Annotated in this window: 21 protein-coding genes and 15 tRNA genes; 2 read left to right on the forward strand and 34 right to left on the reverse strand. The window is 45.2% G+C overall.

The annotated features are described in order from the left end of the window. Nucleotides 1-50: 50 nt before the first annotated feature. The 6 genes from J2X75_RS21545 to J2X75_RS21570 form a co-directional block, all read right to left on the reverse strand. Nucleotides 51-1049 (reverse strand): NADP-dependent oxidoreductase, encoded by a 999-nt coding sequence (locus J2X75_RS21545; RefSeq protein ID WP_310339962.1) that lies wholly within the window; start codon nt 1047-1049, stop codon nt 51-53. A 79-nt stretch (nt 1050-1128) separates the two neighbouring features. Then, nucleotides 1129-2214 (reverse strand): alkene reductase, encoded by a 1086-nt coding sequence (locus J2X75_RS21550; protein ID WP_310339913.1) that lies wholly within the window; start codon nt 2212-2214, stop codon nt 1129-1131. A gap of 60 nt (nt 2215-2274) precedes the next feature. After that, on the reverse strand, nt 2275-3033 hold the full coding sequence (locus J2X75_RS21555; protein WP_310339915.1) for an SDR family NAD(P)-dependent oxidoreductase: 759 nt from the start codon (nt 3031-3033) through the stop codon (nt 2275-2277). Between the two features lie 359 nt (nt 3034-3392). Then, nucleotides 3393-3896: an SMI1/KNR4 family protein gene (locus J2X75_RS21560; RefSeq protein WP_310339917.1), complete on the reverse strand. Its 504-nt coding sequence runs from the start codon at nt 3894-3896 to the stop codon at nt 3393-3395. Nucleotides 3897-4640: 744 nt separating this feature from the next. After that, on the reverse strand, nt 4641-5432 hold the full coding sequence (locus tag J2X75_RS21565) for a TrmH family RNA methyltransferase (protein ID WP_310339919.1): 792 nt from the start codon (nt 5430-5432) through the stop codon (nt 4641-4643). Between the two features lie 26 nt (nt 5433-5458). Beyond that, the gene (locus J2X75_RS21570) at nt 5459-6160 is read right to left on the reverse strand and encodes a potassium channel family protein (protein WP_076211287.1); all 702 of its coding nucleotides are present in this window, start codon (nt 6158-6160) and stop codon (nt 5459-5461) included. Between the two features lie 128 nt (nt 6161-6288). Here J2X75_RS21570 and sspI point away from each other — a divergent pair, with 128 nt between their 5' ends. Continuing rightward, a complete protein-coding gene (sspI, locus tag J2X75_RS21575) occupies nt 6289-6522 on the forward strand; it encodes a small acid-soluble spore protein SspI (protein WP_036673259.1) in 234 nt (77 codons plus the stop codon). 230 nt (nt 6523-6752) lie between these two features. Here sspI and J2X75_RS21580 read toward each other — a convergent pair whose 3' ends face one another. The 12 genes from J2X75_RS21580 to J2X75_RS21635 form a co-directional block, all read right to left on the reverse strand. Next, nucleotides 6753-8336, reverse strand: coding sequence for a peptide chain release factor 3 (locus tag J2X75_RS21580; RefSeq protein ID WP_310339923.1), 1584 nt, complete (start codon nt 8334-8336; stop codon nt 6753-6755). A gap of 351 nt (nt 8337-8687) precedes the next feature. Further along, nucleotides 8688-9086: a DoxX family protein gene (locus J2X75_RS21585; protein ID WP_024634146.1), complete on the reverse strand. Its 399-nt coding sequence runs from the start codon at nt 9084-9086 to the stop codon at nt 8688-8690. Nucleotides 9087-9453: 367 nt separating this feature from the next. After that, nucleotides 9454-11004, reverse strand: coding sequence for a glucose-6-phosphate dehydrogenase (zwf, locus tag J2X75_RS21590; RefSeq protein WP_310339925.1), 1551 nt, complete (start codon nt 11002-11004; stop codon nt 9454-9456). Between the two features lie 215 nt (nt 11005-11219). Next, nucleotides 11220-11969, reverse strand: a complete 750-nt coding sequence (locus tag J2X75_RS21595; protein WP_310339927.1) for a YwmB family TATA-box binding protein — start codon at nt 11967-11969, stop codon at nt 11220-11222. 229 nt (nt 11970-12198) lie between these two features. Beyond that, nucleotides 12199-12867 carry a response regulator transcription factor gene (locus tag J2X75_RS21600; RefSeq protein WP_091020933.1) on the reverse strand — a complete coding sequence of 223 codons (669 nt, stop codon included), beginning with the start codon at nt 12865-12867 and terminating at the stop codon, nt 12199-12201. Continuing rightward, entirely contained in the window at nt 12809-13924 is a 1116-nt protein-coding gene (locus tag J2X75_RS21605; protein WP_307416139.1) for a sensor histidine kinase, read from the reverse strand. Before J2X75_RS21605 ends, J2X75_RS21600 begins: the two co-directional genes overlap by 59 nt. Nucleotides 13925-13955: 31 nt before the next feature. Further along, the gene (gene liaF / locus J2X75_RS21610; RefSeq protein WP_310339932.1) at nt 13956-14603 is read right to left on the reverse strand and encodes a cell wall-active antibiotics response protein LiaF; all 648 of its coding nucleotides are present in this window, start codon (nt 14601-14603) and stop codon (nt 13956-13958) included. A 150-nt stretch (nt 14604-14753) separates the two neighbouring features. Further along, nucleotides 14754-15461: a PspA/IM30 family protein gene (locus tag J2X75_RS21615; protein WP_124117409.1), complete on the reverse strand. Its 708-nt coding sequence runs from the start codon at nt 15459-15461 to the stop codon at nt 14754-14756. Between the two features lies 1 nt (nt 15462). Continuing rightward, nucleotides 15463-15972 carry a PspC domain-containing protein gene (locus tag J2X75_RS21620; protein WP_264935287.1) on the reverse strand — a complete coding sequence of 170 codons (510 nt, stop codon included), beginning with the start codon at nt 15970-15972 and terminating at the stop codon, nt 15463-15465. Between the two features lie 17 nt (nt 15973-15989). Further along, nucleotides 15990-16223, reverse strand: coding sequence for a PspC domain-containing protein (locus tag J2X75_RS21625; RefSeq protein ID WP_017692313.1), 234 nt, complete (start codon nt 16221-16223; stop codon nt 15990-15992). Between the two features lie 4 nt (nt 16224-16227). Continuing rightward, nucleotides 16228-16899, reverse strand: a complete 672-nt coding sequence (locus tag J2X75_RS21630; RefSeq protein WP_017692312.1) for a PspA/IM30 family protein — start codon at nt 16897-16899, stop codon at nt 16228-16230. A 35-nt stretch (nt 16900-16934) separates the two neighbouring features. Further along, nucleotides 16935-17243 carry a LiaF transmembrane domain-containing protein gene (locus J2X75_RS21635; protein ID WP_310339937.1) on the reverse strand — a complete coding sequence of 103 codons (309 nt, stop codon included), beginning with the start codon at nt 17241-17243 and terminating at the stop codon, nt 16935-16937. Nucleotides 17244-17801: 558 nt separating this feature from the next. Here J2X75_RS21635 and J2X75_RS21640 point away from each other — a divergent pair. Beyond that, nucleotides 17802-20204, forward strand: a complete 2403-nt coding sequence (locus J2X75_RS21640) for a helix-turn-helix domain-containing protein (RefSeq protein WP_310339939.1) — start codon at nt 17802-17804, stop codon at nt 20202-20204. 37 nt (nt 20205-20241) lie between these two features. Here J2X75_RS21640 and J2X75_RS21645 read toward each other — a convergent pair. The 16 genes from J2X75_RS21645 to J2X75_RS21720 all read right to left on the reverse strand — a co-directional run bounded on the left by J2X75_RS21645 (nt 20242) and on the right by J2X75_RS21720 (nt 23122). Next, nucleotides 20242-20318 (reverse strand) — tRNA-Asn (locus tag J2X75_RS21645). A 298-nt stretch (nt 20319-20616) separates the two neighbouring features. Then, nucleotides 20617-21543: a class I SAM-dependent methyltransferase gene (locus tag J2X75_RS21650; protein WP_310339941.1), complete on the reverse strand. Its 927-nt coding sequence runs from the start codon at nt 21541-21543 to the stop codon at nt 20617-20619. Nucleotides 21544-21726: 183 nt separating this feature from the next. After that, nucleotides 21727-21805: transfer RNA gene (locus J2X75_RS21655), tRNA-Leu, on the reverse strand. Nucleotides 21806-21811: 6 nt separating this feature from the next. Then, a tRNA-Cys gene (locus J2X75_RS21660) sits at nt 21812-21885 on the reverse strand. Nucleotides 21886-21891: 6 nt separating this feature from the next. Beyond that, nucleotides 21892-21966, reverse strand: a tRNA-Gly gene (locus tag J2X75_RS21665). Between the two features lie 4 nt (nt 21967-21970). Next, nucleotides 21971-22045 (reverse strand) — tRNA-Gln (locus J2X75_RS21670). A 22-nt stretch (nt 22046-22067) separates the two neighbouring features. Further along, nucleotides 22068-22140 (reverse strand) — tRNA-His (locus J2X75_RS21675). Nucleotides 22141-22168: 28 nt separating this feature from the next. Further along, nucleotides 22169-22242 (reverse strand) — tRNA-Trp (locus J2X75_RS21680). Between the two features lie 6 nt (nt 22243-22248). After that, nucleotides 22249-22334 (reverse strand) — tRNA-Tyr (locus J2X75_RS21685). Nucleotides 22335-22343: 9 nt separating this feature from the next. After that, nucleotides 22344-22419: transfer RNA gene (locus J2X75_RS21690), tRNA-Thr, on the reverse strand. Nucleotides 22420-22439: 20 nt separating this feature from the next. Continuing rightward, nucleotides 22440-22515 (reverse strand) — tRNA-Phe (locus J2X75_RS21695). 95 nt (nt 22516-22610) lie between these two features. Further along, nucleotides 22611-22688: transfer RNA gene (locus J2X75_RS21700), tRNA-Asp, on the reverse strand. Nucleotides 22689-22715: 27 nt separating this feature from the next. Next, a tRNA-Met gene (locus J2X75_RS21705) sits at nt 22716-22789 on the reverse strand. A gap of 17 nt (nt 22790-22806) precedes the next feature. Further along, a tRNA-Val gene (locus tag J2X75_RS21710) sits at nt 22807-22882 on the reverse strand. Nucleotides 22883-22949: 67 nt separating this feature from the next. Next, nucleotides 22950-23021: transfer RNA gene (locus J2X75_RS21715), tRNA-Glu, on the reverse strand. Between the two features lie 9 nt (nt 23022-23030). Then, nucleotides 23031-23122 (reverse strand) — tRNA-Ser (locus J2X75_RS21720). Nucleotides 23123-23125 lie beyond the last annotated feature (3 nt).

The following is a 23125-nucleotide window of genomic DNA, read 5'->3' on the forward strand; positions in this document are numbered from 1 at the left end:
TCCCTCCTGTTCAGAAAACGAACATTGAATAACATGCTCTCGTTGGACCTTTAAAAGATAAGAATGACTTTGCCCTGGGAGTGACCCGTTGATACTTTAATCAATGCCTTTTCAATGTCCTCAAACGTATACGTAGAATCGATCGAAGGTTTAATGTCTTCTTTTTCTACAAGAGCTGTGATTTCTTGCAATTGAATCCCACTGGAGTGTACAAATAAAAAACGGTATTCAGTTTGAGTCTTACGTGCCATGGAATCCAAGCGTGCACCTACGAGACCAAACAGTGCTCTTTTCCACATCGGGAATTGACTGTCCACTGCAAAGCGATAATTGGGTCCTGCCTTCAAAGAAACTAATTTCCCCTGTGGTTTCAAAATGCTCAGTTCAGCTTTGATCTCATCCGCACCCAAGGTATCAATGACATAATCGATATCGGACAGAATATCAGCATACTGCTCGGTCTTATAATCAATGAATTGATCTGCTCCAATGGATAAACTACGTGCTCTGCCCCTTTCACTGCCACTAGTGATAACCGTTAATCCCATGGACTTGGCAATCGGGATGGCCATTGCACCAAATCCACCGGTTCCGCCAGGAATAAACAACTTTTTATTCGGTTCAGCTCGGAGTACATCATGCAACGCTTGATACGCGGTCAGGGCAGTAAGGGGGACCGCCGCAGCTTCGATAAAAGATAGATTTTCAGGCATAATGGATAAGGTATCCTCATGTACAGCTGCATATTCAGCAAAAGCACCAATTTTATTCAGTGGCAACCTGGTATAAACCTTATCACCCACTTTAAAATTCAAAACATCATCACCAACGGCTTCAATGACACCCGATAGTTCATTCCCTAGAGTTAAAGGTAACTTATAGTCGGCAATCAACCGAACACTGCCATTCATATTCAAGATATCCAGCGGATTTACACCCGCAGCTTTCACTTTGACAAGGACCTCACGGCTCTGGATCTGAGGTATCTCAATATTATTAAGTTCCACTTGGATTTTTTTGGAGTATTTCTGTATTTGAGCTGCTTTCATCATTTATCCTCTTCCTTTGCTTATAGACTAGGAACATGGCGCGCCATGTTCCGTTGTACGCCATGCTCCATGGTTGGTGCTAGTGTTGCCCCTCTTGCGACTTTAATTCTTCCAACGTAGGATAATCCGTGTAGCCCTTACTTCCCAATCCAAAGAAGGTTGTCGGATCTGCTTCATTCAGTGGCGCACCTTGTTGAAGTCGTTCCACCAAATCTGGATTAGCTAAGGACCATACACCTACAGGTACCACATCAGCGAGACCACGATCTAAATCGACACTGAGATCATCCAACGTTCTTCCAGCCCGATTGACCAACAGTGGATTTTGCCAGATCGAACGAATGTCTTGCAACAGGTTCTCATCTCCAAGATGCATAACATGAAGGTAAGCCAAATCCAATTGAGCCAATTCTTCTACAAGATAGCGATAGAGTTCAGGGCCTTGTTCGCCATCTTGAATTCCACCCAGCGGTGTGCCTGGTGAGATACGGAAGCCTGTCCGTTCTGCACCTATTTCCTCCACGATGGCTTTCGTTACTTCAATCGCAAAGCGAGCACGATTTTCAATAGACCCGCCATACTCATCTGTCCGTGTATTTGAATTCTCTCCCAAGAATTGATTGATCAAGTATCCGTTGGCCCCATGAATCTCAACGCCATCCGCCCCTGCTTCGATCGCTGCGGCAGCTGCTTTTCGGAAATCGGCAATGGTCGTTTGAATATCCTCCTGACTCAATTCCCGGGGAACGGGGATATCCTGCATCCCTGTAGCCGTAAACATTTCTACACCCGGTGCGATTGCAGATGGAGCAACCGGTTGGCGATGATGCGGGGTATTGTCCGGATGTGACATGCGACCCGCATGCATTAATTGGATGTAAACATATCCGCCAGCTTCATGCACCGCATCCGTTACCTTTTTCCACCCTTCAATATGCTTATCGGTGTAGATGCCAGGTGACCACAAGTATCCCTGTCCATCATCGGAAGGTTGTGTTCCTTCCGTAATCAGAAGTCCCATCGTTGCACGCTGAGCATAATAAAGTGCCGCCAACTCTCCAGGTGTACCATCTTCTTGTGCTCGACTGCGTGTCATAGGTGCCATCGCTAGTCGATGAGGCAATTCCATGTTGCCAATCTTTGTTTTACTCCATATCTTTTCCAATTGAATGTACTCCTCTTCTTATTTGAGATTTTGTAAATGTATCCTATGGATTCATCTGTATTAATTCAATTCTGAAATCACCGGGTAGATCGCACCTGTTAGCTGAAAATCATAGTTCTGATCTACAATCCCTACAACCACTTCGTTGTGGTCATACAGATCGATCATGAAGCCTGCCATTTCTTTAGCAGTATGATATTTGGACATATTCGCTTTGTAATCAAATCCTTCAGCATCTATTGATTTTTGTACAAATTCTGTTTCCGTGATCGCTGGTGCAAGCACCTTCGCTTTTAGTTTTGCACCCTTCAGTTCCAGTTCTTTTGCAAGACCTTCTGTGAAGGCACTAACGTAGTATTTCGATGCAGAATAAGCTACACTGCCTACAGCAATGGCATATCCAAGTGCGGATGAGACGTTAATCAATTGAGTACCTTCGACATTCGCATAATCTCGCACATACAGTGTAGAAAGAACGGTTAAGGATTCAATGTTTACACGCAGCATGGTCTCCACTTTATCCAAATTCTGATCAGCAATGAACGAGCCTTCTCCAAGCCCGGCATTATTAATCCAAGTCTCAATCTCATATTCTTTCAAATCGTTATACAGTTCGTAAGCCTCTGCGGTAACAGACAGGTCACTTGTGTGAACGATAACATTTACTTTAGGATCGATACCCTGAATAGTCGATTTAAGCTCTTCAAGCTTATCTAATCTTCTAGCTACCAAAATCAAGTGTTTGCTCCGTGCTGCAAATGCCAATGCCGTTTCATATCCAATCCCTGAACTTGCTCCCGTAATTACGGTGTATTTCATCTCATTCTCTCCCTCATATTCTTTAGATTAGTGTAATTTCAGTTTTGAGAACGATCGTTCTTTATTATGCAAAAAAAACAGTTAGAGCTAACTTGCTGTTAGCATATCATTTCTAGAACGAACAGTAAAGAATTATTTTATATGTAGCAAATGTGCTTGAAACATACTTAAATGAGAATAAAATCACGCTATATAAACCATTTTTATATCATAAGTTAAGAATTCCTATATCGTTTCATAAGTTCTTTCATTGAATAGTCAGGCCGCTGGCGAACACGCCTTACCCCGGCCTCGTTTACGAAAGTGATGACTTCACATATTTTCCTTCCACCACTAAACATCAACCTTTCCTAGCTACGCTAATCTGAATTCGACATCATCCATGCCAGAAATTCTCCAAACGAATCGGATACCTTTTCAACCTCTTCAAATTCAGGCTCACATCCACGGACAATAGCCCCATTGTCGGTTGTTAAGTCAATGGCATAGAAGGAATATCCATCTTCCACAGACATTACAATCGGCAAGTGATGATCCCACCAAGCCGTTATCTCCGACTGCCAAATAGAATCACCCTCTGCTGCCTCCAAACTAAGCATTTCAAATTCATTCCATTGGAATGCGGTCTCCGTGCTATTGTTGAACTCAGCCTCACAAATAAACCAGGTTTGCTCATCCGGTGCAACGCATTTTTCAACTACATTTAGGAATTTTAAATATTCATCTGGAAGTCCTTTATATCTTGAAGTAATGCCGCTGTTTAAATGTGACTGCGAACCGGATTTACTCATTATGTCCCAGCCCTTTTCCCCAGCCCAAGTCATAAATTCCCTAAAGTGAGTGTTTCCTTTTCCATTATTCATTTCCAAATTATACACCTGCCCATCAGCTTAAGAAATAAAAACTATATCACCTATTCGGGATTTGAATGGAAGATCCCTGCTGTCGTGCTTCAAAGAGAAAGACAAAAAGACTGGAAGAATGGTTGGGAAAAGCGGCAACCAGGTTCCAGCCCTTTGGTGGTTGGGGGAAAGTTAATTTTAGTTAGGGTCAGTTAATTTAGTTAGGGTCAGTTAATTTGAAATTGGACAGGAATTATTAGTTAGTTAAATGTCCTGTAGAAAACTAAAAATAACTGTCCCCACCTCCAAATCCCCCAATCCCTTACCCCACCAGGCTTCACCGCCATTTCTGAGATAAAAATAACTGTCCCAAAAACGCTGAGAAATACACCTGAAAACTGGAAGGAAACTGGTTCAATTGTGAACGAAAACAACTAATAATTCGTGTCCCTGAAGGGATAGAGAAGTGACTGAGAAAAGCAAGGATCGGCATTTAAAACGCCTGGGGAAGAGCCTGGGAAATGCCTGAGTAAAAGCTTGCATCAACTGCTTTCAATCCCCAAAATCCTTGAGTAGCCTGGGTTTCTGCTTGATTACCTATTCGGGATTCAAACGAAAAATCCCTGCTGTGATGCTTTCAGAGGAGAGAAAAAGACTGGAACAATGGTTGGGGAAAAGCGGCAACCAGGTTCCAGTCTTCGGTGGGTTGGGGACAGTTAATTTTAGTTAGGGAAGTTAAAAATACAATTAGACAAAAATTTTTAGTTAGTTAAATGTCCGCTGTCTCATGGCCTCAAACAACAGAATCGTTGCCGCCATTGCCGCGTTAAGCGACTCTGCCTGTCCCTGCATCGGGATCGTAATCGCATCATCCACCAAACGTGCCGTAGCATCCGAGATGCCTTTGCCTTCGTTACCAATGACAAGCCATACTGACTGCGTAAAATCATAACTATAACAAGAATGCTCTGCCTGCAAAGAAGTACTAACCAACTTCACGCCTGCAGCCTTCGCTTCGGGAAGCAAGGATTCCAACTGGCCCTCCACAATGGGCAGATGAAACAATGACCCCATCGTCGAGCGAATCGTCTTCGGGTTATATACATCAGCACAGCCCGCGCCAAGTACAACCCCAGCGGCCCCAGCGGCATCCGCACTACGGATGATTGTCCCCACATTACCCGGGTCTTGCACTCCGTCCAGCACCACAACAAGCCCCCGTGCTCCGGTAATTAGGCTTTCCAGTGGCTCACTGCCTTTACGCACAATTGCGAATACAGGCTGTGGCGTCATCGTATCCGTACATTTGGCGATAACCGCAGGAGATACACTAACCCACTCCACACGCTGTAGCGGATTCTCAAGCCCGGCCAGTTCGCTAGGTACGCCTTGCTCTCCGTCGTACACAATACACTCCAGATCCGCTCCAGCGCGCAATGCTTCCTGGACCAGATGAATGCCCTCAATGATATATTTATGTTGACGGGTACGATGCTTTTTCTCCAGCAACTGTGCCCATTCTTTTACACGTGTATTTTGCGGTGATACAATATCCATCTTTCCATCCTTCCCATCTGCATCCATCACTTCGGATACGCAAGCTCCATTTTCGTCAAATGATCCTTGTGACCCACAATGATCAGCACATCTCCAGCTTCGATCCGGTCCTCCGCGTACGGCGAGATGTTCATCGAATTCCCACTGCGAATCGCCATCACGTTACAACCAAAACGTGCACGGATGTTTAATTCCATCAGGTTTTTACCGATCATTTGCTCGGAGGCTCTCATCTCCAAAATGCTGTAATCCTCAGATAACTCGATGTAATCCAGTATATTAGGCGAGGTCAGATGATGGGCTACGCGCAGTCCCATATCCCGCTCAGGATAGATGACTTTGTCTGCACCAATCTTTTGCAGCACCTTACCATGAAGCTCATTTTGAGCTTTTACGATCAGCACAGGTACACCCATATCTTTCAATATCAGGGTTGTCAGAATGCTCGCCTGTATATCTTCACCAATCGCCACAACGACAACGTCGAAATTCCGTATGCCCAGCGCACGCAGCGCTTCTTCATCTGTTGAATCTGCCGATACCGCATGGGTCACTACATTGGACATTTCCTGAGTCCTCTGCTCGTCCGCATCAATTGCCAGCACGTCGAATCCCATACCGCTCAGTGCATTGGCAACACTTGATCCGAACCGTCCCATGCCAATTACGGCATATTGTTTCTTGGCCATTAGGGTCTTAACCTCCCGCTGCACTTCAGCATGACGCATCTTTAGGGATACCCATGCTAACGTAAATAATCCTTCGTAGTATACCACAAAGCCCGATAAACTTGAATGCGCTCGCGCTTCCCAGGGAACAGTATTAGAGCAGCCGAATATACGAGGAGGGAATTGCGATGCCCATTACATTAAGCCTGCGTGAAGCGATTGTTCATAAAGTTCATGACAAGAGTGATGATCAGCTCCGGGAGATGATTGAAGGTTCAGTAGATGGACCGGAAGCTGCATTACCTGGACTTGGCGCCATTTTCGAGATGATCTGGAAGAACACAGAACCTGCCAAGCAGGAAGAACTCATTCAAATCGCGCAGGAGCATCTGCACACCATTCCCGTTCAACCGCTTCGCTAATCGAAGCATTGGAGGGTAAGGTAACCATCAAACCGTTTGTTCTGTCTGCAAAAGAAAGCTTTCCCTTATTCGGCGGGATCATACCCGCCTCCAGGTAAGGTGTATAGCAATAGATCCCTCCGCCACAATTGGCGGAGGGATCTTATTTTTAACAAGCTCTATCTCATCACATGAACTTGTCGCGTTTAACTAACCTTTTAACAATTCCCACGAAATACTTCTGTCTTAACTTAAGGCGCAGTCTCCAGGAATTGAGCTGTTGGATTTTTATCCATAGCCGTTCTCATTGCGTACTCATTTTCGAAGAGCACCACATAATTCCCTTTTTTATCTTTTACAAGTGCAGAGTTAATCCGGAATTTGCTTGGGTCCAGATTCTCGTCCACAATCCAGCGAGCGAACTGATAAGGCATGCGCTGCAATTGCACGTCTACCCCATACTCGCCTTTCATCCGGTATTCAAATACCTCGAATTGAAGTTGACCAATTACGCCGAGAATCGTCTCGTCGAAACTTGCCGTCTGGAACACCTGAATGGTTCCTTCCTCCGTCAACTGGTCAATGCCTTTTTGGTACTGTTTATGTTTCAATGCATTTTTTACGGTAACTTTGGCGAAAATCTCTGGCGAGAACGTTGGCAACTCCTCAAAGACAACCTCGCTGCCTTGGCTCAGTGAATCGCCAATCCGGAAGATTCCCGGATCGAACAAACCGATAATATCACCGGCATATGCCTCTTCAACAATATCCCGGTCTTGTGCCAGGAATTGCTGTGGCTGTGACAACTTGATCTCTTTACCTACACGGGTATGCTTCACACTCATTCCACGTTGGAATTTGCCTGACACAATACGCAGGAACGCAATACGATCCCGGTGTGCCGGGTTCATGTTCGCTTGAATCTTGAACACATACCCACTGAATTTCTCATTCGTTGGCTGGATTTCTCCTGCCGTACTGCGACGTGGTTCAGGCTTCGGTGCCAGTTCCAGGAAGTTCTCCAGGAAGGTCTGCACACCAAAATTGTTAATCGCACTACCGAAGAAAATAGGCGTCAATTCGCCGCGTTGAACTTTCTCCATATCAAACGGATCTCCCGCAACGTCCAAAAGCTCCAGATCCTGAATTAACTGATCATGCAGATATTCTCCTGCCATCTCACGGATAATTGGATCTGTATAACCGTTTACTTTCTGAACTTTAATTATCGAGTGATCGTCCCCTTGGAACAACTCCACCTGATTTTTCATCCGGTCATATACACCGCATAGTTCGCGACCTGTACCAATAGGCCAGTTCATTGGAACGGAACGAATACCCAGTACATTTTCAAGTTCTTCCATCAGGTCAAATGGACTTTTACCCTCACGGTCGAGTTTGTTGATAAACGTAAAGATTGGAATACCACGTTTCGCACAAACCTGGAACAACTTAATCGTCTGTGCCTCGACACCCTTCGCTACGTCAATCAACATCACCGCGCTGTCGGCAGCCGTCAGTGTACGATACGTATCTTCACTGAAATCCTGGTGACCCGGTGTATCCAGAATGTTAACGCGATGGTTCAGGTAATCAAATTGCATTACGGAAGAGGTAACCGAGATCCCCCGTTGTTTCTCAATTTCCATCCAGTCACTTGTTGCGTGTTTGCTGGCTTTCCGAGCTTTTACCGTTCCCGCAAGGCGAATTGCGCCCCCGAACAGCAACAGTTTCTCGGTTAATGTAGTTTTACCCGCATCCGGGTGAGAGATAATGGCAAACGTCCGGCGTTTGTCCACTTCCTGTTGAAGAATATCATTTGCAGCTTTGCTCATAGGTTTAATCCCTTTCGTCCGTTCATTCACGTTAATCCGGCATGGCCGGTCCATCATTCAATCTTTATGCAATCCGGCGAGGCCGGTTGATTGTACACGAGTTTTTACGTACTAGGTATTTACACACTAGATTAATTTTACACATTTACAATGGAGTTCATCCTCCTCAAATCTGTGCTTTCATCCATACCGTGAACTGCTTCTTAACCCAACTCTCCTATTGTACCATAATCTGTACCGAAAATAACCGATTACTACCGCAGATTCTTCTCTTTTCACTTGCAAAAAAAAGCACCCTTCTGCCATAATCATGGCATCCAGGCACTCCTCATTCATTTTTATTTATCGGATTTAGAAAATCAATGCATCCAGCGCGTATTGTCCGCCACCCGTCAGTGCCAGCGCTACACCAATCACCAGAATCGCGAGATTATATTCAAATCCGTTCTGTGTGGACCAGTATCCGTTTGCACCATGGACTTTCACAATGGCAATGACCATCGTCAATGCAATCAGAATGCCACCTACCGGTGTAAGCAGACCCAGAGCCAGTAACAATCCGCCACCGAATTCCGCGAGTCCAGCCAGTAGAGCCACCAATGCACCTGGCTTCATGCCCATCGACTCAAACCAGCCGCCTGTACCCTTGATTCCGTATCCTCCGAACCAACCAAACAGCTTTTGAGCCCCGTGCGCCATGAACGACAATCCAATCACCAAACGAATCAACAACAACCCTACATCCAACATCATTTTCTTTTTCCTCCATTCAATATATACAAAATAGTATTCTCAGATTAAAGATATTATGCATATTTTTTTCATGATTTCTGTGACGCAAACCCCTTCAACTGGTTTACATTTTATCTCATGAATGATAACTTATCCGAAACGTTTGCCCGAATGAAGTTTGTCATTTGCGTAACTCTTCAACTCATGTGTTGAGTATAAGTTACATACTTACTTTTTGTCAACAACTTAATTTAAATTACTTATTTCCTTATGATGGATACCTACCTTTTCCCCGCTAAAAAGCCTGGGTACACCGCAAAATTTGCGACTTCCCAGGCTCAGTCATGTTGTGTATGTTGTTAATGCTGTTGTTAATGCCCTTACCCTAACCATTCACTTGCCAGATCACGCTGTCCTCGTCCTGACCATTCACCGGCCACCAGTGGAATCCGTCCTGCTCCAGCAGCTTATCTGTCGCTTCTGGCCCCCATGTTCCAGCAGGGTACGTATGAAGTTCTCCCTGATTCTGTCCCCAGGCTGCTGCGATCCGATCCACAAAAGACCAGGCTGTTGCCACTTCATCCCAACGGGTAAAGTATGTAGAATCCCCCTCTGCTGCATCGTGCAGCAGACGTTCATACGCTTCAGGCGAGTTGATTCCAATCATGCAGCTCTGACAGAAATCCATCGCGAGCGGCTGAATCTCGGAATCCGATCCTGGTTTCTTGGCATTAATTTTGATATATATGCCTTCCATCGGATTCACCCGAATGACCAGCAGATTTGGTTCCAATTTATACTTTTTCCCAAGGTACACGTTGTTTGGCATCGACTTGAACTCAACTACGATCTCGGTCGTTTTCACCGGAAGACGCTTGCCTGTCCGAATGTAGAATGGAACACCCGCCCAGCGGAAATTATCCACGAATACACGTGCGGCAAAATACGTCTCCGTATTCGACTGCGGATCAACCTTGTCTTCCTGGCGATAGCCCGGAAGCTGCTTGCCACGGTACTCCCCTTCGGAATACTGTCCCCGTACAACGTTGTTGCTCACTTCCTCATCCGAAGTAAAGGCCCGCAATGAGCGCAATACCTTTACCTTCTCATCCCGAATGTCTTCCGGGAATAGGCGACTCGGCGGTTCCATCGCAATCATCGTTAACATCTGAAGCATATGATTCTGCCCCATATCACGCAGTGCGCCAGAGTGATCATAATAACCGCCACGTTCTTCCACGCCTACGGTCTCACCCAGCGTAATCTGAACGTTGGCAATATGTTTGTTATTCCAGAGCGGTTCAAAAAAAGCATTTCCGAAGCGGATCACTTCGATATTTTGCACCATTTCCTTGCCCAGATAATGATCAATCCGATAGATTTCCTCTTCACGGAATACCTCACGAATCTGCTCATTCAGATGTTCGGCCGATTGCAGATCATAACCAAATGGTTTTTCGATCACCAAACGGTTCCAACCCTGACTTTCCAGCATACCGCCGTCCCGCAAACTGTACGAGACACTGCCAAACAGCTCAGGTGCCAGTGCCAGATAGAACAGCCGGTTCCCCGGCGTGTTAAACTTTGATTCCAGATGCTCCGTCTGCACACGCAGCTCTTTGAATCCGTCCACATTATTGATATCCAGTGCTTTGTATTCAAAATGATCGACAAAAGCGTTCCACTCATCAGGTTCCCCCGCTGGATAACGGCAGAACTCTTTGATGGATTCATAGATGTCTTCCCGGAATTCTTCTGGGGACCTCGGACGACGTGCTACGCCAATAACCGCAAAGTCTTCGGCAAGCTTGCCTTCACGGTAAAGACTGTAGATAGCCGGAAACAGCTTCCGGCGGGCCAAATCACCCGTTGCTCCAAAAATGAAAAATACTGCACCTGGTGTCTGTACTTCATCTTGCAATTGTTTTTCAACCATGGGCTCCTCTTTCTTCCGGGAAGATAACCTTCACGCTCTCCCCGAGCTATGTAATGGTGTTATATATGCACGACATACAACTGTCAATTACCAGCAAGTTCCTTCTTGGATGTGATGCCATTTTAGCATATCAACTGAACGGATGCACTATTTCAAACTCATTTTTCTGATAAAGATTCTCAATATTTAGTCCCAATTCATGAAAAATACATTCCTTAATATTCAATCGTAATCACCGGAAATCCCACTGTAATTCGATTATCGACCTCATCACCAACCTGGTGAACTGCGAGTTGCATATTCAACATATGCGAGCCACTCTTGATCGACAGGGGCAGCTCAGCCGCCTTATAAGAAACACTTGCAGTGCCTGCATCTGTATAACGTTCAACGGAGGCGATATCCACATTACCAGACAAGTGTTTCTCGATCAATGCCAACTGCTGACTCGCATCACGTTTAATAGCAGTAACTGCTGTACCTTGCACAGACATATTCCAGCTTGCCTTCATCCCTGAGTCTACAAGCAGTTGATCCACCTGTTCATGTACTGTCATTATTGCCTTCCGATCCGTGTGTGCATCCCCTGAAATTTGTACGATGGCGTAGTAGCCGTTGTCTTCTGTCTCAACGACATTGACCAACATACCTGCTTCTCCAGCAGCCTCATTGACAACCATCTCACTGCGATACACATCATGGCCCGTCTGGCGTGCCCGTACTGGTTGTTCCAGCCCCAAGTGACTAGCCAGTAATACGGCCTGCGCTTGTGCATCTCCCCGGCCTTCTCCTTGCCATTTGATAACTAGACGATCCACATTATCAATCACGCTGTCAGCCGTATCGATTAACTGTTCCAGTTGGGCTGCTTTGGGTTCGCTCTTCTCTGCGTATACCTGTGTTACACCGATAAGAATAATGATAGCCATTGCTAATATACCTGCTGTCATCCAACGATTTAACATTTGAATCCCCCGTTCATTCTTGTATTCTATGAATCTATCAACAGCATGCCCCATTCCCACATTAGCCATACTTCTTCTGAACACAGCAAAAAAAGCCCCACCCGCCACTTGCATGGCAGATCAGAGCTTTCCATTCAAACTTTTCTATCTAAATTGAACTCATATCTATTACTTCCGTACATTACTGCACGGTTCTTTGGCTTAATTATGATAGTACATATGATTCTTCTTACTCTGCAAGTCCGTTTTTATAAGCATAGATCGCAGCCTGTGTACGGTCGTCTACGCCCAATTTGGCCAGTAAATTGGTGACATGGAACTTGACTGTCTTAATGCCGATGATCAGATCATCAGCGATGTCCTGATTCGATTTGCCTTTAGCCAGCAACCGGAGCACATCCATTTCACGGTCCGTCAATTCATCATGCAAAGGAGCTGCTGCCTGTGGCTGTCGGAATCGATTCATCATTTTCGAAGCCACCTGTGACTCCAGAACGGATTGCCCGCGAGCTGCTGCGCGAATCGCATCTGCCACTTCATTGGCTCTTGATGTTTTCAAAAGATAACTGAATGCGCCTGCTTCAATGACAGGATACATTTTTTCATCATCCAGGTAACTGGTCAATACGATGACTTTGCACTCCGGATACATTTTAAGTACCTGACGAGTAGCCTCAATGCCATCCATGCCTTCCATAACCAGATCCATCAGAACAACATCAGGCTTATACTCCTGTGCAAGCCGAATGCCTTCCTCTCCACTACCTGCTTCACCAACAACTTCAATTCCATCTTCGGTATCCAGCACCGCTGCAAGACCAATACGTACCATCTCATGATCATCCACGAGCAATACTTTGATCGACGTTTCCGTCTCCGTTTCGACTTCCGGTTCCATTGACATGTTCTTCCTCACTTTCATCGTTCATCAAAGGTATCGTAATCTCAATCCGCGTTCCCTTACCAGGCGCTGTTACAAATTGTATGGCTCCACCAATCTCCGTAACACGTTCACGCATGTTAGCCAGACCGTAGGAAGCCTGTTTATTCTCATCCAGATCGAAGCCTTGCCCATCATCACGAATCAATACCCGGATCGCATCAGTACGGCGCTGGATCCGTATCTCCATTTTTTCCGCTTTTGCATGTCGTAACGTATTGGACATAGCCTCCTGAACGATTCGAAACAGATGATTCTCGATGCCTTTGATCAGATCAATGTCTTCGTCCATTTCGAGCACAATGTCCATAGGTACTTTTGTTTTCAGTTCCATCACCAGATCACGCAGACCTTGTTCGAGATGTTTACCCTCCAGATAAACTGGCCGCAGATGTAACAGTAACGCACGCATCTCGGACTGAGCTACCGAAGCCATTTCCTCAATCAAAGCCACCTGCCGCTGAGCACGTTCAAAATCCTTCTCCATCTTCCGTCCAACGGCCGTTGCTGTCATGGATATCGCGAACAATTGCTGCGATACCGCATCATGCAGTTCCCGTGCCAAACGTTGCCGCTCTTCCACAATAGCCGTAATTCTGGATTGTTCAGCAAGCTGTGCATTATGAGTAGACAATCGCTGGAGCGAAGATACCTGATCTTCCCACTTTTTGCCGATTCGTCCGAGTTGCTCACTTAGACGACCCACATCATCATCGCCCAGATCAGGTACAGTGCGTGATAGAGAGCCCTTCTCCCACAGTAGAAGCGTTTCCCGCAGCAGTTCGAGCCGGCGTTTAACCCGGTAACTCTGATAGAACCCAAAGACCGCACCAATCCCAATGAGAAGTAGCAATAGAGCCAGACCCGATTGAATCAGATGCCGCCAGCCTGCAAACGGAGCAAGATAACCATATGTAAACAATACATACAAAATAACAGCGAGCACAATGAAAACCAGGAGGATCCCTTCACCCATACTTCGGGTTACCATGTCGGTATGTCGTTTTGTCTTCATCGGGGTCTCCTCCTTCTCTTCATCTATTTTACTACGGATTACTGATGCTTAGGTCGCCAACAATATAAGAAATGACAAATTTTGCTTTATGTTCACTGGATTCATATCCAGGCGTTCTCCATACTAATTTGTTCATCATGCCGTTATCTTGTTCTCCAAGAAGATTAATCCGACCAAAAAGAACCGATGCTTCAATCTCCACACCATAATCTTCTGGTAGCGTAAGGCGAACATTACCCATAACTCCTTGCAGCAGCACAATCGTTTGTTTCTCCTCCGGAATCGAAAGAGATAGATCGGCGTTAACCTCACCTATGGCATGCCACAGACTCATACTACGTAACGTCCAGGATGATTGATCCCAGTAGTAACGAGCCATGAAATTCTGTTTCTTCATAACGCCTTCGTCCAGATGAATCTTTTTGTTTTTCGAATAAAAGTAAGCTAAAGAAGCAAGTACAATCAAAAATACAATCATTAAATTATCCAGCAATAACAGTGCCGCACCAATGCCAAGATACCGATGACCTTTGCGGGTATCCCCATTTCGGACTTGAAGCATTCCAACCGTTAACAGAATCAGTGCGGCAGCGGTCAGGAAGTTAATATTGTCATTCAATAACATCATTGTGCCAATAATCATAATGACAACTGCAAGCCATTTACTCTTTTGATTCATCCCCGCCGCACCTCCTCTGTAAGTTAATCTCTCTTTATTCAACGGAAAAGCCATATCAGGCACTGAAGTCCTGTATGGCTTAACTTTTGTTCTACCAACCGTACATTATACACGATTTATAGAATATCATATTGTCCACTAAGCGAACAGTTATTCTTTTGAAGTTCCGTTCGCTTCATTCTTGGAACCATTGCCCATTTTGTTTTTGAGGGCTTGTAATTGCTGATCCACTTTGAATTGTTTTTCCACATCTACAGGATTCGTGTACGTGGATGATGTGTTGCGATAAGGTGCACGAGCTACGTCAGCTTCAGCTTCCAGCTGCATGATTTTCTCTTCCATGCGGTGGAATCCAAGGGATGCGCCGCCACTTTCGATCGAATGCAAGCTGTTGATGGAAGACATTTGTTTTTTAGCTTTTGCCATTTGTGCACGGGATACAAGTTCATTACGTTTGTTACGCATTTTGTAGAACTCATCTTTCATATCATGCAACTGTTGCAACAGATCTTTTGCTTGTGCTTCGGACTGTGCATGCAGTTCGCTGTACTCCGTAATTTTTTGATCAAAGTAGATTTTCTCTTCCAGCAATTTGCGTGCTACTTCTTCCTGACCGTTGGCCAGAGCAGCTTCTGCTTGGGACTCACGTTGTACCGAAGTACGCTCTGCTTCATCCAAACGTTGTTTCATGCGACGTTCATTCGCCATTTGTTTGGCAACTGTTACCTCTGCCTCATGAATCTCAGCCTCCATATCACGCAAGTACTGGTTCAACATTACAATCGGGTCCTCTACTTTATCCAACATATCATTTACCGATGCTTTCGTCATATCCTTAATCCGTTTAAATACTCCCATTTTACTTTTCTCCCTTCTCGTAACGAGATAATTTTTGGCGAAGCTCTTCAACTTCTTTTTTCAGTGCTTTTTTCTCGATATCTTTCATCATGGAGTCAAGCTCACTTTCTTGTGGTGCACCTGCTCCGTAGGCGTTGTTGTCATAAGAACGGGGACCAGATTGAGGTCTGCCGTTGAATCCAGGGCCGGGACCGAAGTTACCAGGACCTTGTTGGTTGTGATTATTTTGAAAAGGACCTCTTGGTGGCTGATGATCATAGTTGTTGTATCCTCTGCCAGGACCAGGGCCTGGGCCCGGACCGTAGCCATATGGATCATAAGGCGGATACGGTTCTTTTGGTACCACGAGTGCTGCAATAAAGTATATTAACAACGACGTGCCGCCAGTTACGAAGATACTGATAACAAAGATGATACGCAGCAGGGTGGAATCCATTCCGATGGTTTCGGAAATTCCGCCGCACAAGCCGGTTAACATCCGGTCACGCGTTGAGCGGTATAATTTGCTCATGTGCTTGCTCCTTTCGTTTACTTGTATCCTCTTACGTTGGAATCATAAGCATATGGATCAACGTGATTGGATTCCTTGGGTACCACCAATGCAGCGATGAAGTAGATCAACAATGATGTACCTCCCGTAGCGAAAATACTGATGAAGAAAATGATACGTAGCAGCGTGGTACTCAATCCGAGATTTTCAGAAATGCCGCCGATCAAACCTGTTAGCATTCGATTACGCGCCGAGCGGTATAATTTACTCATGTGACTACTCCTTTCTGTCATTGTTCAATTTCTGTCTTAAGCGTTCCAGTTCCTTATCCAGCGTAGAGGATGACATGCTGCCAGTCACTCCTGAACCATCTTGATTCATCCGCCGGATATCGCGGAGACTCTGTGCTTCATATTCGAGATCAGAGACTTGATCATCCAGTCGGTTAAACATACGGGGTACATTCTGACCGTTGTGATTGCCTCTCTGGTTCATACGTTGCTGTAACTGAATCGTCTGCATACGAGCGTAGTAATATTGGCGTTTGCTGTATACATTCTGATACTCAACCTTAAGCTGGTCGATCTGTTCATCCAGCTCCTGTAATGCCGCATAACTTTGTGCATACAATTCATTGTACTGTTCCATTTTTTCCTCGTGGAGGATTTTCTCCTGCAAGGCCAGCTTAGCGAGATGTTCTTCCCCTGCTTTCAGAGCCATGGAAGCCTGTTCTTCCCGTTTGTTCACCATACCTGCTGCCTGATCGGCTTGTTGTTTCATTTGTCTGGTATGGCTTGCATATTGATGACGAAGTTTCTCGGCTTCACCGATGTCTTGGCGGGTCGAGACCAGGAACTGATCAATCAGTTTGACTGGGTCCTGACTTTGCTCCAAATGTTCGTTCAGATTGGCTACGGTAATATCCCGCATTCGACGAAATACACTCATTATGTTCTGTCCCTCCTTTTCATAATCGTGAAAGCTTAGTACCGACCACTACGACTGCGGTTATTGCTTAGCATTGAGATACCAAAGATGATTAACCCGATCGCGATGATCGGTCCGATCAACCATGCCAGTTTACCCATCAGTGAGATGATACCGATGATGAGAACAATCCAGCCAAGCATCACATTCCCTCGTTTAACTCCGTAGTATCCCAGTGCAATCATCAGGACCGGAATCAGATAACCCATTAAGTGTCCAAGAAGTGGAGTTAACTTTCCGAAGAGGAGTAGTGCACCCAGCGCAATCAATACAATCGCCCAGCCATTTCCCTTATTCAATCTCATAATTGTTGTTCACCGCCCTTTCCATTCGTTCATTTTAATGTGTTGAGTCATTTGTTCGTTTGTTTCTTGTTTTTTTGTTTCCGTGTTTCTTGTTTAACCTTATGTCCTTATTCTAGGGGATTCCGCGACTTTTCAAAACAGACCGTGGACGGTTTTTCATCCTAGACTGAGGTCGGGGATCTAGTTGGACCTTTGACTGTCCCTATATAAGACCAACGTTCCACCTAAGCTGAATATCACTCCAGATACCTTCTCTTACCCGTATTCAGGCTACCCTTTAGCCGATACCGACCTGTAGAGAGAATGATGTCCATGTCTCTATTTACGTTCACACTGCAATTTCGTTTCTCATGATTCCGTATTGGATAGTCAGTCCAAGCCGCTTCTCTAGCCTTTTCTGCAAGATCATCTATCAGCAATTCCTTATCTCTGCTCCTATACCCTCTCAAAAAAAATTACTTTTTTATCCAAATAAACAAAATTTAGATTGTTCTATATGTAAGCGTTTACTAAAATAGAAAGTGTTACTATTCTAATGTCAGGGGTGGAACTGAAACTGTGCGACCAATCAGCTATCTCCATAAAATGATCATCTTCGGAATCCTGTTAAGCACCCTGCCCATTTTGTTAACGGGAATTGCCGCATTTATCTATTCATCGAACCAAACTGAGCTGCATCGTACACAGGCCAACAGACAGTTGCTGGAACAAATGCAATCCAACGTAGAACACAAACTCGCTACAGTCAGTTATATGCTTGATCAGGCCGTTCGCTCTCCAGTAACCCTCCGTTCTCTGTCTGCTTCTTCTTCACTAGAAGGGAAAGGGCCTTTGCTTGCCGACAAGCTACAGAGTGAATTTAAGAATATGAGGTCATGGGAACCTTTGCTGGATATTACCCTGGTGAATCAATCACAGAATTGGCTTATTGATCATGCCGGATTATATCGTAATACGGATTTTCCACTGGCTCTTCCCATGAAGGAATTGATATCGGATACGCTAACCTCTGGATGGCAGCTCTCCCCTTCATCGGTGTTCAGTAATGATGAGCGTTCACCCGGTACAGGCTGTATTTATCATATTGCCCTTGCGAGGTCTATTCCGAATCTGAATACGTCTTCCGATGTTGCCCTGATTGCGGGAATCCCTGCATGTTCTTTGCAAAATACACTAGGAGAAGCCTCCTTAGGCAATGCTGCCTCAGGACTGATCATTTTGAATCGGGAACAACGTATCTTGGTCCACCCCGATCCTGTATACATTGGACAACCGTTGTCTGCCATTGGATTACAGGATCGGGATACGGAAGCCAACATAACCAAACTATCACCCATTACATTTTCAACAGGCTTTGAAAAACGGGAAGTTAAGATCGCCGATACACATTATTCTCTGACGTATAGCCCTTCTACCTTAAAAGGATGGACTTATGTTCTAATCTCACCTACCAATATTCTGACACAAGAATATATCGATATCGGATTACACACCTTGTATATCAGTATCTTCTTACTTTTACTTTCATTATTACTCGCTTGGCTCGGCTCCAATCGAATGCATATCCCGATTCGTAAACTTTTAACCCAACTTGGTGACAACCACCTGTCCAAAGAAGGAAACACGGTAGCTCAGCAATCACCACCATTTTCTGATGAGTTCGAACAGATCAGAGCAGGGGTCTCACAACTATCTGCCTCTCGCTCGCAATTAGAGAACACACTTAATATGCATCTGTTGCAGATTCGCACTCATTTTATGATGAATCTGTTCCAGGGCAAGATCCCTGTTCATACTCTTTATGACACCCTGAATGAATATGGCTACACGCATCAGGTTCGGGAATGGCAACAAATTGCTGTTATTACACTACAGGCCGATCTCGTTAATCATACAAAATATAGTGCTAGTGATCGTGACCTCTTATTATTCGCTATTCAAAATATATTGGAGGAAACGGTTGTGCATAACCAACAATTGCTTCCCATTGTGCTGGAACATACGGTAGTCACGGTGATTGGCACCGTTGAACAGGATCATTTTATTTTTTCACAGCAGCTATATGTATTAACAGACCAGTTACAACAACAGATGGATAAGATTCTAACTCTTCAAGTCAGTATAGGATTCAGCCAGCCGCACAGCTCTCTATATCACATCCCTCAAGCTTACACAGAAGCCATGGAGGCATTGAGGCATCGGATGAAGCTGGGAACAGGCATTATTTTTCAATATGAGAACATAGATCATTACGCTCCCACTTGGCCCATGACCTACCCGGAATCATTGGAATACTCATTGATCCAAGCTATTCAAAATGCGGACGAAGTCCAGGCCTCTGCTCTTCTGAAACAACTGCTTGAAGTGATCTTTGGTATGGAGGTTACACCGGAGGAGTATGAGGTGGCTCTTACGAGGCTACTCACGCATATTTTGCAAATGACTCATGAATCCGGCATACGACTCGGACAGATCTCCCAAGGTCGTGGCTCGATGTTTCATGAACTTCATGGTTTGCAGTACGCTGCTGAAGTTGAAGATTGGTTTAACCATCAAGTCATCTTGCCCGTCATCCAGGTTTTTAAAGCAAGACAGTATGCCCAGTATCAGCATATATCAGAGAAGATGATTGCCATGATTCATCAAGATTATGATAAGGATCTGTCGCTTGAGGAATGTGCCATGAAGCTTCACTACAATGCAAACTACTTAAGTAGTGTTTTCCGCAAAGAGACCGGCTGTGCATTTAGTGAATATCTGACCAAGTACCGATTTAATATTGCTAAAAAATGGCTGGACGAAAGTGATCTAACCGTTAAAGATATCGCAGCACGACTTCGGTACAACAATCCGCAAAACTTTATCAGATCATTCCGTAAATGGGAAGGAATTACCCCCGGCCAGTATCGGGAGCGTAAGCAGAAGTGTCGAACCGAAATTAGAAAAGGAGCACGATTGTAAGTCGTACTCCTTCGGACAGCTCGTCCACTTCTCCATATGGCTCCCCGAACAGGGCTCGGAGCCTGTGACAACTCGATTAACCGTCGAGTGCTCTCCCACTTGAAATATCAGGGAATATGCTTCAGAGATCATTCTCTGAAAACTAGGTCTGTGTTTGTTTCGTTGTCTCGAACATCTCTAAATAAACGAGGGTCTGGTTCAAAGGATCGATGAATTAGTGGCTTCAAAAAAGAGGGAGCACATAACCTGCTCCCTTCACTTAAAACTTTACTTCTACAATCTTAACATCATATGTTTCAACCGTTCATCTTTTTGCGCAGTGTTGTGATGCTTCCTAGTGTCATCTTAGACGTTAGACTACATTGTCCGTCTCAATTCCTGATTATCAGTACACTTGCCAAGCTTATGCGATTTATCGCTTATCCTTAGTGCGAACTGTTTTCATATTTGGCTGTTCAAGTTGAATTAGAATTTTACCAAACCTTGCTCCACGTGAGAAGGTCACCGTACTATCCCTGTACGTATCCCAAATGTACTTCTCAGCCAATCTGAGGGAATCTTCATCCGATGGTAACTCATACGTATTAAGCCATTCTGGCAGCTTCTCGATAATCTCTTCCACCGGTACTTCAAATGAGTTAACTTCTCTCGTAATAATCATCGTATAAGAATACCCCTTCAAATACAGCAACTGTTGGATATACCCCATATCACCGGCCTTGTATGAAGAAGTTACTCCCAGTACATCCTTAAGTTCATCCATTAGTGTGTGTTCATTCTGTCCCGCCATAGTACTTATATATACATACTTCCGGGCACAATTGATCGCCTGCTCAATCGTTTCCCAATCCGACATTGCCGGACACATGGATGCAAATGCAAAGTCATATTTCTTCTCCCAACCCTTATCCTTAATGGAGATTTCTTCATATCGTTCGTTTACGATTTCTATTTTGGATTCCAGAGCTGAAGGTATCGTCTCTTTCATAAGGGAGACAAGCAACTCAGAAGGCTCAACTGCGGTCACACTTGCCCCCTTTTCCGCAAAAGGAATGGTAAATATGCCTGAGGCGGCTCCAATGTCCAAAATAGATAACCCTGCAAACTCCACACCCTGGTTCTCGATCCAGCCCATGATGCGCTCAGAACGCTGCTTTCCTTCTTCAGTGAACGACTGTACATGATAATCCCTTGCCCACCGCTCAAAAGCTTCTTCTGTATTAAAGAAGGCGCTTTGTTTCTTATATTTTGAACTTCTCGGACGATTCTTCCATGCCTCATCCCATACAGAAAGATCAAATAACAAACCGGTATCCGATTCATTTTTTCCATTAGTCACTCTACTTCACTCCTCTATATTAAAGACTTTACTTATCTACAATATACTGAATATAATCATACGTCAAACTTTATTAACGTCCATCTTTTCTTATTCTACATTTTCTTACTGCGCATAAATCGTTTCACATAAAATAAAAATAGCCCTACACATTGCATAAGCAACATGTAGGGCTATTCAATATACCGGCGAGAGGACTCGAACCTCCACGGTTTCCCACTCGATTTTGAGTCGAGCGCGTCTGCCATTCCGCCACGCCGGCATATGCTGGAGGCGCCACCCAGATTCGAACTGGGGATAAAGCTTTTGCAGAGCTGTGCCTTACCACTTGGCTATGGCGCCATATTTTGGAGCGGACGACGGGAATCGAACCCGCGACCCTCGCCTTGGCAAGGCGATGCTCTACCGCTGAGCCACGTCCGCATAATGGCTGGGGATATAGGATTTGAACCTATGCATGACGGAGTCAAAGTCCGTTGCCTTACCGCTTGGCTAATCCCCAATAAAAAATGAAAAAACAAAGGGGCGATCGAGGGGAATTGAACCCCCGAATGCCGGATCCACAAACCGGTGCGTTAACCACTTCGCCACGATCGCCACAAAAGGTTAATTTCTAAAAATTAATTGGCAGGGGCAGCAGGAATTGAACCCACACCAACGGTTTTGGAGACCGTTGTTCTACCTTTAAACTATGCCCCTAAAAACTGGTGGAGGATGATGGATTCGAACCACCGAACCCGTACGGGAGCAGATTTACAGTCTGATGCGTTTGGCCACTTCGCTAATCCTCCAGGATTACATGGTGCCGGCGAGAGGACTTGAACCCCCAACCTACTGATTACAAGTCAGTTGCTCTACCAGTTGAGCTACACCGGCATATTAAATTGTTTTAAAAATGGTGGCTCGGGACGGAATCGAACCGCCGACACGAGGATTTTCAGTCCTCTGCTCTACCGACTGAGCTACCGAGCCATAATAAAGTCTAATCTTAATTCCTTACACTTTATATAGGGCATCAGTGCCATACAGCAGATGTAGTGAACAGTTTGCCTCATGTAAAGATTAAATGGCGGAACCGACGGGATTCGAACCCGCGATCTCCTGCGTGACAGGCAGGCATGTTAGGCCAACTACACCACGGTTCCAGATCACTTTCTCAAAGGAAAGTATAATTGCGGGGGCAGGATTTGAACCTGCGGCCTTCGGGTTATGAGCCCGACGAGCTACCGGGCTGCTCCACCCCGCGTCGTTATAAATTTTATATGGTGGAGGCTGAGGGGATCGAACCCCCGACCCTCTGCTTGTAAGGCAGATGCTCTCCCAGCTGAGCTAAGCCTCCGAACAACACATTTATGATCATATCATAATCTTGTTGTAAAAATCAACTTCTTTTTTTGAAGTTAATATGACCCGTAGGGGATTCGAACCCCTGTTACCTCCGTGAAAGGGAGGTGTCTTAACCCCTTGACCAACGGGCCTTATTATTATGGCGGAGAGAGAGGGATTCGAACCCTCGAGACGCTTGTGACGCCTACACGATTTCCAATCGTGCTCCTTCGGCCAGCTCGGACACCTCTCCATA

Source organism: Paenibacillus sp. 2003 (assembly GCF_031455635.1).
In the GTDB taxonomy this organism is placed as follows: Bacteria; Bacillota; Bacilli; order Paenibacillales; family Paenibacillaceae; genus Paenibacillus; species Paenibacillus amylolyticus_B.